At 63.4% G+C, this 13,484-nt stretch carries 12 protein-coding genes; 3 read left to right on the top strand and 9 right to left on the bottom strand.

Features of this window, described 5'->3' with window-relative positions; translation table 11 throughout:
• Nucleotides 1–28: 28 nt before the first annotated feature.
• The gene (gene cymR / locus H582_RS0104360; protein WP_028597547.1) at nucleotides 29–448 is read right to left on the bottom strand and encodes a cysteine metabolism transcriptional regulator CymR; all 420 of its coding nucleotides are present in this window, start codon (nucleotides 446–448) and stop codon (nucleotides 29–31) included.
• Nucleotides 449–703: 255 nt separating this feature from the next.
• Between cymR and mnmA the strand changes: the two genes are divergently transcribed.
• Entirely contained in the window at nucleotides 704–1,846 is a 1,143-nt protein-coding gene (gene mnmA, locus H582_RS0104355) for a tRNA 2-thiouridine(34) synthase MnmA (protein ID WP_028597546.1), read from the top strand.
• Nucleotides 1,847–2,163: 317 nt separating this feature from the next.
• Nucleotides 2,164–2,493 (top strand): hypothetical protein, encoded by a 330-nt coding sequence (locus H582_RS0104350; protein ID WP_146000457.1) that lies wholly within the window; start codon nucleotides 2,164–2,166, stop codon nucleotides 2,491–2,493.
• Nucleotides 2,494–2,638: 145 nt separating this feature from the next.
• On the opposite strand, the gene H582_RS0104345 is transcribed toward H582_RS0104350, so the two are convergent.
• Nucleotides 2,639–3,454, bottom strand: a complete 816-nt coding sequence (locus H582_RS0104345; protein WP_028597544.1) for an ABC transporter permease — start codon at nucleotides 3,452–3,454, stop codon at nucleotides 2,639–2,641.
• Complete coding sequence (locus H582_RS0104340; RefSeq protein ID WP_028597543.1) at nucleotides 3,451–4,467, bottom strand: daunorubicin resistance protein DrrA family ABC transporter ATP-binding protein; 1,017 nt, start codon at nucleotides 4,465–4,467, stop codon at nucleotides 3,451–3,453. Before H582_RS0104340 ends, H582_RS0104345 begins: the two co-directional genes overlap by 4 nt.
• 379 nt (nucleotides 4,468–4,846) lie before the next feature.
• On the opposite strand from H582_RS0104340, the gene H582_RS0104335 reads away from it, so the two are divergent.
• Entirely contained in the window at nucleotides 4,847–5,362 is a 516-nt protein-coding gene (locus tag H582_RS0104335) for an SRPBCC family protein (protein WP_052332952.1), read from the top strand.
• Between the two features lie 128 nt (nucleotides 5,363–5,490).
• Here H582_RS0104335 and H582_RS25930 read toward each other — a convergent pair whose 3' ends face one another.
• The 6 genes from H582_RS25930 to add form a co-directional block, all read right to left on the bottom strand.
• A complete protein-coding gene (locus H582_RS25930; RefSeq protein ID WP_043110900.1) occupies nucleotides 5,491–6,564 on the bottom strand; it encodes a hemolysin family protein in 1,074 nt (357 codons plus the stop codon).
• A gap of 118 nt (nucleotides 6,565–6,682) precedes the next feature.
• Nucleotides 6,683–7,651 carry a quinone oxidoreductase family protein gene (locus H582_RS0104325; protein ID WP_028597541.1) on the bottom strand — a complete coding sequence of 323 codons (969 nt, stop codon included), beginning with the start codon at nucleotides 7,649–7,651 and terminating at the stop codon, nucleotides 6,683–6,685.
• A 50-nt stretch (nucleotides 7,652–7,701) separates the two neighbouring features.
• Nucleotides 7,702–8,268, bottom strand: coding sequence for a TetR/AcrR family transcriptional regulator (locus H582_RS0104320; RefSeq protein WP_028597540.1), 567 nt, complete (start codon nucleotides 8,266–8,268; stop codon nucleotides 7,702–7,704).
• Between the two features lie 54 nt (nucleotides 8,269–8,322).
• Nucleotides 8,323–9,687 (bottom strand): Nramp family divalent metal transporter, encoded by a 1,365-nt coding sequence (locus H582_RS0104315; protein ID WP_028597539.1) that lies wholly within the window; start codon nucleotides 9,685–9,687, stop codon nucleotides 8,323–8,325.
• Nucleotides 9,688–10,713: 1,026 nt separating this feature from the next.
• Nucleotides 10,714–12,039: a replication-associated recombination protein A gene (locus H582_RS0104305; RefSeq protein WP_028597538.1), complete on the bottom strand. Its 1,326-nt coding sequence runs from the start codon at nucleotides 12,037–12,039 to the stop codon at nucleotides 10,714–10,716.
• Nucleotides 12,040–12,369: 330 nt separating this feature from the next.
• A complete protein-coding gene (gene add, locus H582_RS0104300; protein ID WP_028597537.1) occupies nucleotides 12,370–13,419 on the bottom strand; it encodes an adenosine deaminase in 1,050 nt (349 codons plus the stop codon).
• Nucleotides 13,420–13,484: the final 65 nt, after the last annotated feature.

The raw sequence follows: 13,484 nt of genomic DNA, 5'->3' as shown, positions 1-13,484 counted from the left end.
GCGTTTCAAGACCTTTCTCGAATCGGAATCAAATATAGAACATATAGCTGTCGGCTTCGCTCTTGTCCGTATATTGGATGAGGTCGAGCAGCGTCGTGGAGTCGAGCACCTCGGCGATGCTGTCGCGGATGCGCAGCCACAGGTTGCGCTTGGCCGGATCGTCCTCCTCGGTGAAGTCGACCGGCGAGATCGGCCCTTCGAGGATGCGGATCACGTCGCCGGCCGTAATCGTGTCCGGGTCCTTGGACAGGATGTAGCCGCCGTAGGCTCCGCGGATGCTTTTGACGAGGCCGGCGTTGCGCAGAGGAGCGATCAGCTGCTCGAGGTAGTGCTCCGACAGCTGATTCTTCTCGGCGATGCTCTTGAGCGAGATCGGACCTTCTCCGAACTTGGCGGAAAGCTCCATCATAATGGTAAGGCCGTACCGGCCCTTCGTAGAAATTTTCATGGCTGCACCTCTTTCCCTGATTGGTCGACAAACTAAATCAAGGTATTCCCATAATACTGATATGTTAGCACAGTTCAGGGCTGTACGTCCGCTAAATTCGGCGTTCGGCCGCCAGAAATTCATCATCGGATGAAACTCTAGGCTCCGTTGTGCTACAATGGGAGAACTCTTCCCGCCCGGCCGTCAGCGGCAGGGACGGACACAAGTTGTCAGAATAGCAGGGAAGGCTCCAGATTGTCAAGGTGGTGGATTACTATGGCAGCGCAGGAAAGCAACCGCTCCAAGCGGGTTGTCGTCGGCATGTCCGGCGGAGTCGATTCGTCCGTGACCGCCCTTCTCCTCAAGGAGCAAGGCTACGACGTCATCGGCATTTTCATGAAGAACTGGGATGAGACCGACGAGAACGGCGTCTGCAGCGCGGACGAGGATGCCGAGGACGTGCGGCGCGTCTGCGAGCAGATCGGAATTCCCTATTATACGGTCAACTTCGAGCGCCAGTATTACGACAAGGTATTCTCGTACTTCCTCGATGAGTATCGCCGCGGCCGCACGCCGAATCCGGACGTCATGTGCAACCGCGAGATCAAGTTCGGCGAGTTCCTCTCCAAGGCCAAGTCGCTCGGCGCGGACTATTTGGCGACGGGCCATTACGCGCGCGTCGTCCGCGACGAGGAAGGCGTCACGACGCTGCTGCGCGGCATCGACGCCGGCAAGGACCAGACGTACTTCCTGCATCAGCTCAGCCAGGAGCAGCTCGCCTCGGCGATGTTCCCGATCGGCCATCTGCCGAAGCCCGAGGTGCGCCGGATCGCCGAGGAGAACGGCCTCGCGACTGCCCGCAAGAAGGACAGCACCGGCATCTGCTTCATCGGCGAGCGCAACTTCAAGCAGTTCCTGAGCGGCTACCTGCCGGCCCAGTCCGGGCCGATGGTCGATCTGCGCACCGGCGAGACCAAGGGCCGGCATGACGGGCTCATGTACTACACGCTCGGCCAGCGCCAGGGCCTCGGCATCGGCGGCTCCGGCACAGGCGAGCCGTGGTTCGTGGCGGACAAGGATCTGGAGGCGAATATCCTCTACGTCGTGCAGGGCGACGCGCATCCGCGCCTGTACTCCTCCTCGCTGACCGCGAGCGAGGTCAACTGGATCGACCCGCAGCGTCCGGCGGGCGACATCCGCTGCACGGCCAAGTTCCGCTACCGGCAGCCCGATCAGGGCGTCACGCTGCGGCTCGGCCCGGACGGCGGCGCGGAGGTCGTGTTCGACCAGCCGCAAAAGGCGGTCACGCCCGGGCAAGCCGTCGTGTTCTACGACGGCGAGCGCTGCCTCGGCGGCGGCACGATCGAGACCGTGTCGCTCGTCGACGAGCGGACGTTCGCGGAGTCCGGCCGCGCCTGACGGAGGCGGCGGGACGGCCGGGAATGATGCCGGAATTGGGAATCCAAGGCGCTTTTCTGCCTTGGAGCCGTCGGTTCAGGCCGAGAATGGGGATCCAAGGCACTTTTCTGCCTTGGATCTTTCGGTTCAGGCCGAGATCGGGAATCCAAGGCACATTTGTGCCCTGGATTCGCCGATTCAGGCCGAGATTTCTGGATCCAAGGCACTTTTCTGCCTTGGATTCGCCGATTAGGGCCGAAATTTCGGATCCAAGGCACTTTTCTGCCTTGGATTCGCCGATTAGGGCCGAGATTTCGGATCCAAGGCACTTTTCTGCCTTGGATCCGCCGATTCGGGCCGAGATTTCGGATCCAAGGCACTTTTCTGCCTTGGATCCGCCGGTTCAGGCCGAGATTCGGAATCCAAGGCACTTTTCTGCCTTGGATCCGTCGGTTCAGGCCGAGATTTCGGATCCAAGGCACTTTTCTGCCTTGGATCCGCCGGTTCAGGCCGAGAATGGAAAGGGTCTGTCCCCGGTCATCGTCGATGACCTTCGGGACAGACCCTTTTTCGTCGTGCAGCAATTCAGCGAGCGCATCTCCTTGGCTGCGGCGATTGCTAGCGCCGATTTTCCTTCAGCAAGCGTGTCTCCTTGGCTGCGGCGCTAGGGAGCGCCGACTTTCCTTCAGCTGACCGGCGCTCCCTAGCGCCGATCAGCTTCAGCGAGCCCGTTCTAGAAGGGTGTCCCTAAATGTTTTCCGCCCGAATAAGAATAAGCCACAGGACGGTTCGAGCACGCCGGCGCTCAAGCCCTCAAGTGCGGCGCATATACGCCTTCACTGTCAGCGGCGCGAAGATCGCGACGATGGCGGCCGCGGCGAGCAGCGACCAGCCGACCTCGGCCCCGAGCGTCCCTTCGTTCGCCAGATCGCGCACGGCGCTGACCAGATGCGAGACCGGATTGAACTTTACGAACCACTGCAGCCAATCCGGCATCGTCTCGACCGGCACGAACGCGTTGGACAGGAACGTCAGCGGGAACAGCACGATCATCGAGATGCCCTGGACGCTGGAGGCGCTGCGGGCGATGACGCCGAAAAAGGCGAAGATCCAGCTGACCGCCCACGAGCAGACGATGACGAGCACGGCGGCGATGGCCACGTAGCCGAGGCCGCCCTCGGGACGGTAGCCCATCAGATAGCCCATGACGAAGGTCAGCACCGTGGCGATCGTATACCGCACCGTATCGGCGAGGAGCGAGCCGGCGAGCGGCGCGATGCGCGCGATCGGCAGCGACTTGAAGCGGTCGAACACGCCTTTGTCCATATCCTCGCGCAGCTGCACGCCGGTGACGATCGAAGTGCCGATGACCGTCTGCACGAGGATGCCGGGGATGATGACCGGCAAATAGCTGGCCACGTCGCCGGAGATGGCGCCGCCGAAAATGTACGTGAACATGAGCGTGAACAGAATCGGCTGCAGCGTCACGTCGAACAGCTGCTCCGGCGTCCGCTTGATCTTGAGCAGCCCTCGGTACGCCATCGTCAGCGAGTTGCGGAAGGCCTGGACGATGCCGCCCCGCTGGACGATCCGCCTGGAAGCGCCTGCCGGCGCAATTTCGGTCTTCATGCGTTTCTAGCCTCCATTCGTTCGTTGGCGCTGGACGCGTCCGGCGCCGTAGCCGCCGGTCCGCTGCCGGTTATCGTCAGGAACACTTCGTCGAGCGTCGGCTTCTGCACGCTGATCTCCGCCAAGTCGACGCCGGCGCCGCGCAGGGCGATCAGCAGGTCGGTCACCTGGCCGGCCTCCGCCATCGGAGCGGTAATCCGCCCGGCTTCCGCCGTCGCGCTGGAGCGGGTCTGAAGCACGCGCTCCACCGTCTCGCGGGCGGTCGCGATCTGGCCCGGATCCGTCACGCGCAGATGGAGCGACGAGCTGCCGACCGACGCCTTCAGCTCGTCTCCGGTGCCCTCGGCGACGACGCGACCGCGGTCGATGACCGCGATGCGGTCAGCCAGCTGGTCGGCCTCGTCCAGATACTGCGTCGTCAGCAGCACGGTCGAGCCGCTTTTGACGAGCCTGCGGATCGTGTCCCACATCTGCGCCCGCGTCCGCGGATCAAGGCCCGTCGTCGGCTCGTCGAGGAAGATGAGCGGCGGCTGCGAGATCAGGCTGGCCGCCAGATCAAGCCGCCTGCGCATGCCTCCGGAGAAGTTTTTGAGCGGCCGCTTGGCCGCTTCGGTCAAGCCGAATTCCTCCAGCAGCTCCGCCGCCTTTTGGCGCGACTCGGCGCGGCCAAGACCGAGCAACCTAGAGAAGATTACGAGATTCTCGGTCGCGCTTAGCGACTCGTCGACCGAGGCGTACTGTCCCGTCACGCCGATCAGCTGCCGCACCTGCTGCGGCTTCTGCATCACGTCGACGCCGAAGATGCGCGCCTCGCCCGCATCGGGGCGCAGCAGCGTCGCGAGCATGCGGATCGTCGTCGTCTTGCCCGCTCCGTTCGGGCCGAGCACGCCATAGATCGAGCCGGCGCGCACCTTCAGGTCCACGCCGTCGACAGCCCGATTGTCGCCGAACTGCTTCACGAGTCCGCGCGCTTCGACCGCCCACTCGCTCGTGCTGGCTGGATTGGATTTCATCGTTGTTCATCCTCCCTGGTTATCGTTCGCTGCAAGCATAACCCTCGAATGTGAACTCGATTTGAACCGAATCAAAGGAAATCGCGAGGCATTTATGGATGATGGATTGCGAGAAGCAGATTGGGGTGCAGGCTGTTCCTGCGGCGCGGACGGAACCGTGCAAGGGAATTCGCCCTTTTTGTTTTTTTGGCCAGCGACGTCGAGAGGATGCCGCTTGTCCGTGAGCGGGAGCGACGCCGGCGCGGCAGTCGCGAAGCCCCGCCTTCCGCGGCATGCGGACGCCGGAATACGGACGCGGCTCGGCATAGGCGCCTTGAATGGCCGGGCGCTCTCCCCCATAATAGAATTCAATTGAAGCGACAGAGAGGATCGATGCTTGATGTTGAAACGAAAACCGGCGCCTGCGGTCGTCTCCAAGGCTAAAGGAAACACGCTGCTGCTGGAGCGGGCTTTCGAGGCCTCGCCCTCGCAGCTGTACCGGGCCTATACGGAGGAGGAGCTGCTCCGCGAGTGGTGGGGGCCGAAGGGCTGGACGGTGGCGGAGAGCCGCATGGAGCTGCAGCCGGGCGGCTTTTGGCATTACGGGCTTGCAGCCGAGGACGGCAGCCGGAAGACTTGGGGCAAGTTCGTCTACCGCGAGCTGCAGGAAAACGAGCGGCTCGTCTACGAGGACTACGCCGCGGACGAGTCCGGAGCCGTGCCCGAGGGACAGGGCCTGCTCGTCTCCCTGGAGTTCCGGGAGGAAGGCGGCCGCACCCGGCTCGCGAGCCGCGCCGAGTTCGTCTCTTCCCAGGCGCTGAAGCGCTCGCTCAAGCTCGGCGTCGTCGAAGGCATGAGCCAGACCTGGGATCGGCTGGCGGCCTGCCTCCGCCGCATGGACCGCGAAAAAGGCTGATTCGGACGTCCAGAAGGGACGGATGCCCGAAACAGCCTTATGAATGCTGACTGCTGACTGCTGAATGCTGACTGCCGACGCCCTGGCTGGCGCCGAGGGCAGGCTGCTGCCTGCCTTCGGCCGGCCTTTCAGCTGCCCGTATCGCGCAGGCTCCGCTCCGCGTCGAACTCGTCGGTGATGTCGCCGACGATCTCCTCCACGATGTCCTCCAGCGTCACCAGCCCCGCCGTGCCGCCGTATTCGTCGATCAGGATCGCGAGCTGCGCCTTGTCCTGCTGCATCCTTGCCAGCAGCGCATGGATGCGCGTCGACGCCGGCACCGCCGCCACCGGACGGATCAGGCCGTGCAGGTCGGTCGCCTGCATGCCCGCGCGGAGCAGGTCCTTGATGTGGACGAAGCCGATCACGTCGTCCTTGTCGCCGTCGCATACCGGATAGCGCGTGAACATGCGCTGCAGGGCGGCGGCTTTATTCTCCTCCAGCGAACGGTCCACGAACAGGCAGACCATGTCCGTCCGCGGAATCATGATCTCCCTCGCCTGCGTATCCGCAAAGTCGAAAATATTGTCCATGAGCGTCAGCTCCGCCGGATCGATCAGCCCGCTCCTGCGGCTCTCCTGCATGAGCAGGCGCAGCTCCTCCTCGTTATGCGCCGGCTCCGGCCCGGAAGCCGGCTCGAGTCCGCTCCAGCGCAGCAGCCGGCCGGCCATGCCGTCCAGCACGCGGATGACGGGATAGAGCAGCGAGTGGAGCAGGATAAGCGGGCGCGAGGTCCAGAGCGTCACCTTTTCGGCCTGGCGGATGGCAAGCGTCTTGGGAGCGAGCTGGCCGAGCACGATGTGGAACAAGGCGATGAAGCCGAAGGCGGCGACGAACGTGACGGTCCCGGCCGCCGGACCGCCGAAGCCGAAGCGCAGCAGCAGCGGCTCGAGCAGCGCCGCGACGGCCGGCTCCCCGACCCAGCCGAGGCCGAGCGAGGCGAGCGTAATGCCGAGCTGGCAGACGGAGACGAAGGAATCGAGGCTGCCGGTCAGGCGGGAGGCGAACCGCGCCTTACCGTTGCCTTCGGAGACGAGAGCGCTGATGCGGCTACCGCGTACTTTCACCATCGCGAGCTGCGCGGCGACAAAAAAGCCGTTCAGGAAAACGAGAAGCACAATAAGCAGCAAGCTGATGCCGAGCGGCAAGGGGTCGTCGGACACGCTCTTCCCTTCTTCCGCTCCTTGACGGATGCGGAAGTCGGGCGCACCTCCTCCAGTTCAAGTCGATTATCTCTATGTGTATGGACGGAGGAGCCGCAATATTCAAGCTTCAGGCTTGTCAGGGAATGAGGAGGAGCTTGCCGGTTGTCCGGCGGCTTTCCATCTCACGGTGAGCTTTCGCAGCTTCTGTCAACGGATAAACGCCGCCGAGCTCAATGTTCAGCTTGCCTTGAGCAATCCAATCGAAAAGGCGCGCGGCGCGCTCACGCAGCAGCGCGGTCGTGGGAATGTGGTCGGTGAAGACGGCATAGCCCAGCTTGATGCTTTTCGGCAAGCTCATGATATCCAACGAGCCGGGACCGCCGAGAACGGGTCCGTACCAGCAGAACGTTCCCGAACGGCGCAGAGCCGCCATCGACCCCGCAAATGTCGTTGGACCGGATCCGTCGTAGACGATATGCACGCCCTCGCCGTTAGTCAGGTCGCGTACTTGCTCAGCAAACTTTCCTTCCCTGTCGACGATGACGTGATCGGCGCCGGCCTTGCGCGCCGCTTCAGCCTTTTCTTCACTGGATACGCGACCGATTACCGTGCCGCCGCGCAGCTTTACGATCTGGGTGAGGAGCTGGCCGAGGCCGCCAGCCGCCGCATGGACGAGCACGGAGTCGCCTGCCTGTACGGGATAGAAGTCGGTGGCGAAGTGGCTGGCGGTCAACCCCTGCATCATGACCGCAGCGGCAGTTCGGTCATCGATGGCGTTTGGAATGCGAACGAGCGAATCGACAGGCGCGACCAGCTTCCCGGCATAGCTGCCAGGCACAAAGACCCATGCCACGCGGTCTCCGACAGCGAAGTCCGTCACGCCTTCTCCAACCGCCTCAATGCGCCCCGCGCCCTCCACGCCTAAAATTTTCGGGTTGGGCATTTCCACCCATGCGCTCCCGCGCCGGACACCGATATCCATGAAATTGACTCCAGCAGCAGCGACATCAATCCGTACTTCTCCGACTCCGGGCATGGGATCAGGGCGCTCCACATATTCAAGTCGGTCGGCTTCGCCGACCCCATTCATTACAATCGCTTTCATCGTCATCACCTTTTTTGAATGATCGTTCCGTTATTAGCAAAAAAAAATGGCTATCGTACTATCCGAAGCGCCATTTCGCCAAGATTGGCGAGATCATTCGGCTGAGCTCCGCCACGAGCCGCAAGCCGAATGCCTGAGATGCTTGCAATGAGGAAAGTCACCAGTTGATCGGGATCGAGTCCTTCCGCGATATCACCTTCGGACTGCGCCTTGCGGATGCTTTCAATCATGACGGCGCGAAGCTCGCGCTCGGCCGCAGCATTGACCGCTGTGAGCTCGGGACGCGAGCATCCGAATTCGGCAATCGAGCTGACGCCGAGACAAGGAGTGTAGGCCTCGCGCACGACCCGGTGGAGCATCGCCCGGATGCCGTCGACCGCGCGCTCCCCTTGACCCAGTGCTGCACGATGCGCGCTGCTCTCCGAGACGGCATAACGACGGACTACTGTCAAATAGAGCTGCCACTTGTCGCCGAAAGTGTCGTAGAGGCTCTGGCGACCGATTCCCATCGCATCAACAATCATCTGCGCTGACGTGCCTTCGAATCCGTATTGGCGGAACACGTTCGTCGCGGCGTCAAGAGCGGCATCAACAGCAGTTTTGGAACGTTCATTCAAGATAAAAATAACTGCATGCTGTTTTTTTTCTGTTGCCTCCGCCCTTTTGCAGCATCAGAACCAGCCGCCCACGGTCATCGCGAGCAAATACAGGTTCAGCACCGCGATCAGCGCCGCGCAGCTCCAGGCGACGGCCTTGAGCAGCGGACGGTTGGCGAATTCGCCCATCTTGCGCGGATCGCTCGTGAACTTGACGAGCGGGAAGACGGCGAAGCTGAGCTGCAGCGACAGGATGACCTGGCTGAAGATGAGCAGCTCGGTCGTGCCCCTCTCGCCGTAGAGCGCCGTCACGATGACGGCCGGCACGAGCGCGATGAGGCGGGTGATGAGCCGCCGCAGCCAAGGCTTCATGCGCAAGCCGAGGAAGCCCTCCATGACGATCTGGCCGGCGAGCGTGCCGGTCAGCGTCGAGTTCTGGCCGGCGGCGAGCAGCGCCACGCCGAACAGCACGCTCGCTGCCGCGCCGCCCATTAGAGGCGCCATCAGCCGGTAGGCGTCGCCGATTTCGGCGATGTCCGTATGGCCGCTCGTGTGGAACACCGCTCCGGCGACGATCAGGATCGCGGCGTTGATGAACAGCGCCAGCCCGAGCGCGATCGTCGAGTCGATCGTGGAGAAGCGGATCGCTTCTTTTTTGCCCAGCGGCGTCTGCTCGAAGCGCCTCGTCTGCACGATCGAGGAGTGCAGGTACAGATTATGCGGCATGACCGTCGCGCCGAGGATGCCGATCGCGATGTAGAGCATGGCCGGGTTGGACACGATCTGGCCGGACGGAACGAAGCCTTTCATGACGTCGGCTACGACCGGCTGCGCCCAGATCAGCTCCAGCAGGAAGCAGCCGCCGATCGTGCCGATCAGCACGATGACGAGCGCCTCCATGTAGCGGAAGCCCTTGTTCTGCAGCAGCAGCACGAGCATGACGTCGAGCGAGGTGAGGATGACGCCCCACAGCAGAGGCAGGCCGAACAGCAGGTTGAGCGCGATCGCCGTGCCGATCAGCTCCGCCAGGTCGCAGGCGGCGATCGCCAGCTCGCACAGCGCCCACAGCATCAGCGCGACCGGCTTGCTGTAGTGGTCGCGGCAGGCTTGCGCCAGATCGCGCCCGGTGACGATGCCGAGCTTGCCGGCGAGCGACTGGAGCACCATCGCGATCAGGTTCGACAGCAGCACGACCGACAGCAGCGTGTAGGCGAACAAGGAGCCGCCCGCCAGATCGGTTGCCCAGTTGCCGGGATCCATGTAGCCGACGGCGACCAGATAGCCCGGTCCCATGAAGGCGAGCAGCTTGCGCAGCCAGCTTCCTTTCCGCGGCACCTGGAGACTGCGGTTCGCTTCGGCGAGCGACGGCTCCCCTCCGCTTCTTCTCCAGCCGCCTGATTCCAGCGCCGCTTCGTTTCCGACCGCTCGCTCGTTCTTCATCGCTCATCTCTCCTTTTGCGCACGCACATCTATGTTGAGTTAGGGAAACTTTTAGAGCCGACGATTCCTCTCCCGTTATGAATATGACAGGGGATCGCAAGTGTTACACCTCTATATAGTTTAACTCTAAACATTGTCGCTGTTAAGCGGCAATTTTACGGCTGGACGAAGGCCGATGGCGGCACTCTCTCGTCGCGGAGCGGGGCGAGACCGGAGCCCCCCGCTTGGCAGAGCGGGAGACCACCGAAACCGGAACCCGCTTCGCGGAGCGGGTGAACACCGAAACCGAAACCCGCTTCGTGGAGCGGGAGAACACCGAAACCAGAACCCGCTTCGCGGAGCGTGGACTCGTTCCGATCTCCCTGGAGCCCAGATTCCTTTGATTCTATTTTTCAAAAAGGAAGGAATCCGGCCTCCAAGGGAACCGCTGCCGCTTCTCCACGAGCCCCCGTCCGCTTCGCTCCCCGGTTTCTCCTCCCCGCCGCTTTGCTTTGCCATCCGCAACCCGATTGCACCCGTTTGGCTCTCCTCACATCCGAGCAATTCGGTTATCGTGCCTCTGGTCAGCCTGTAATCCTTTTTTTCGACTTACTGCCTCACCAACACGCCTCCCAACAGTCTGTAACCCGATTTTTTCGACCCATTCGATCCGAGCTGCTCGGTTTTTCCGCGTAACTCCCCCGTTCGGGCTCACGTTGGACCCGAGCTACTCGGTTTTTCCGCGCAACTCCCTCATCCGACCGTACTTCCGACTCGAGCTGCTCGGTTTTTCCGCGCAACTCCCCCGTTCGGGCACTCGTTCGACCCGAGTTACTCGGTTTTTCCGCGCAACTCCCTCATCCGACCACACATCCGAGCCGAGCTGCTCGGTTTTTCCGCGCAGCTCGGAGAAGGCTATCCTCATGCGAAAAGGCCTGCCGCCTGGTCATGCGAAAAGCCCGCCGCCTGGGTGGGCGACGGGCCGGGACTGAAGCCTCCGGGGTCGATGCAATAGGTCGGCCGGGATCAGCCGGCTTGAGCTACGCTTCAGCGACGCTGGCTTGGGGCCGATCGGCGCTGCTGCTGGTTGTGGCGGATCTTGTCCTCCATGCCTTGGCGGGTCGCCTCGTAGACGGTCGAGCCGGCCAGCCGCTCGGGATAGTAGAGCTGGTCGACGTAGTGGCCGGGAAAGTCATGCGGGTACTGGTACCCGACATGGCCGAGCTGCTGCGAGCCCTTGTAGTGGGTATCGCGCAGATGCAGCGGCACCTCCGCCGTGCCGACGGCGTCCATCTTGGCCATCGCCTTGCCGATGGCGAGCGCGGTCGCGTTGGACTTGGGACTCTCGACCGCGAACAGGATCGCTTGCGCGACGTTGTACTTCGCCTCGGGCCAGCCGATCTTGTGGTAGGCGTCCATGCTGGCGACCGCCTGCAGCATCGCCTGCGGGTTGGCGAGGCCGATATCCTCGCTGCAGGCGACGATGAGGCGGCGGATGAACACCATCGGATCCATGCCGAGCTTCTCGACGGCGTACAGGAACCAGAAGAGCGCCGCGTCGGAGGAGCCTCGGATGCTTTTGTGGAAGGCCGAAAGCACGTCGTACTGGGTCGACTCGTCAGCCTGCACGGCACGGCTGCGGATCGACTCCTGGGCGACCTCGAGCGTGACGACAACGGTGCCGTCCGGCTCGGAAGGCGTCGTCACCGCAGCGAGCTCCAGCGCGTTGAGCGCGCGGCGGATGTCGCCGCCCGCCATGCCGGCGATATGCTCCAGCGCCTCGGGCCGCGCGTCGAGCTTCATGAAGCCGAGCCCGCGCTCCTTGTCGGCGATCGCGCGTCGCATCGCCTCCAGCGCATGCCGGCTCTCCAGCGCATGCAGCCGGAACAGCGTCGAGCGCGACAGCAAGGCTCCGTTGACGGAGTGGAACGGATTCTCGGTCGTCGCGCCGATGAAGATGATGATGCCCTGCTCCACCGCAGGCAGCAGCGCGTCCTGGCGCGAGGAGTTGAAGCGATGCACCTCGTCGAGGAACAGGATCGTCTTGCGCCCGTAGAGCGACTTGGAGCTCTTGGCCCGCTCGATGACGTCGCGCACGTCCTTGACCGTCGCGTCGACGGCGTTGAGCTTGACGAACTCGCCCTCCGTCCGGCGGGAGATGATGTGGGCGAGCGTCGTCTTGCCGCTGCCGGGGGGACCGAACAGCAGCAGCGAGCTGACCTGGTCGCCCTCGATCGCCCGGCGCAGCAGCGTGCCCGGGCCGACGACGTCTTCCTGGCCGATATATTCGTCGAGGGTCTGGGGCCGCATCCGATCGGCCAGCAGCCTTGCCCGCGGCTGCCGCTCCTCTTCCTTGTAGTCGAACAAGTCCATGCCTGCCACCTCGGTTCATAAAAATGTCTCCTGAAAGTGTACCATACCGCGGCTTCGGCGTACAAACGTTCGCTTGCGCGTCCGAAGACGCGCGGGCGGGCATGGCAAAAAGACGAGGCGGCCAGCAGGCCGATGTCATCAAGCCCCGTCATGCCTGAGCTTGATGACATCGGTTCGCGTCCGCCTCGTCTTATGTCGGCTGCGTCGCCGTTCGGCATCGTTGCTTGCTTCGTCTTCAGCTACGATTGCCGCAGCCCGGACCGCCACGGCTCGCCGGCTCGGGGCGACGCCGGCGCGTCTGCGGCTGCGTGCACGCCGTGGAAGCGCAGGTCAGGCCTGCGCCTCCGCGGCGGTCAGGCCGAGCTCCTGCCATTCGCGCTCGAAGCTCGCCTTCAGCTGCCGTTTGCGCTCCTCGTCGACGAAAGCGGCCTCGATCGCATGCCGCGCGACCTTCTTGATGTCCCGCTCGGAGAAGCGGAAACGATGGGCCAGATTTTCGTATTCCCGCGTCTGGTTCGTGCCCGACACCGTCGGATTGTCCGTATTGACCGTCACGAGCAGTCCGCTGTCGAGGTAGTCGCGGATCGGATGAAGATCCATCGACGGCACCGCTTTGGTCTGCACATTGCTGATGACGCACAGCTCGAGCGGGATGCGGCGCTCGCGGATGAGCTGCGTCACCTCCGCGTCCTCGCGCAGGCGGACGCCGTGTCCGATGCGGCGGGCGCGCAGCTTCTCGACCGCGCAGCGGATGCTGCACGCTCCGGCCGCCTCGCCGGCGTGGATCGTGATCGGCAGGCCGAGCCGATGCGCCAGCTCGAACACCTCGGCATGCAGCTCGTTCGGGTAGCCGGCCTCGTCGCCCGCCAGATCGACGCCGACGACGCCGAGCGGCATGAACCGGCTGGCGGCGCGCACGACCTCCTCGTTGTCCATCTGGCCGTGATGGCGCATGCAGATGAGGATCATGCGCACGCAGTGGCCGTATTTGGCCTCGGCCTCCGCCAGACCCGCCGCCACCGACGTGACGATCTCGTCTACGGACAAGCCACCGCGCGTATGCAGCTGCGGAGCGAACCGCACCTCCAGATAGCGGACGTTGTCGAGCGCGGCATCCTCCGCCGCCTCATAGGCGATCCGCCTCAGCGCCGAGCGCGTCTGCATGAGCAGCAGCGGCAGCTCGAACCGTTCCAGATATTCGACCAAGCTCGAGCAGGAAGGCGGCGCCGTCATCCGGCCGGTCAGCTCGCGCAGATCGGCGCAGCTGAGCTCGATTCCTTCCTCCTCCGCGATCTCGGCCGCCGTCGCCGGACGCACGCTTCCATCCAGATGGCAATGAAGCTCGATCTTAGGCAAGCGGCGCATCAAACTCATCTCCATCGTCCATCACCTTCCCGCAGGGTATTAGAACGATGGTACTTCCTCACAAGGTCAATGTCAATATA

Origin of the sequence: Paenibacillus pasadenensis DSM 19293 (assembly GCF_000422485.1) — a bacterium.
Classification (GTDB): Bacteria; Bacillota; Bacilli; order Paenibacillales; family Paenibacillaceae; genus Paenibacillus_O; species Paenibacillus_O pasadenensis.
This window is presented reverse-complemented; position numbering and strand designations above follow the sequence as displayed.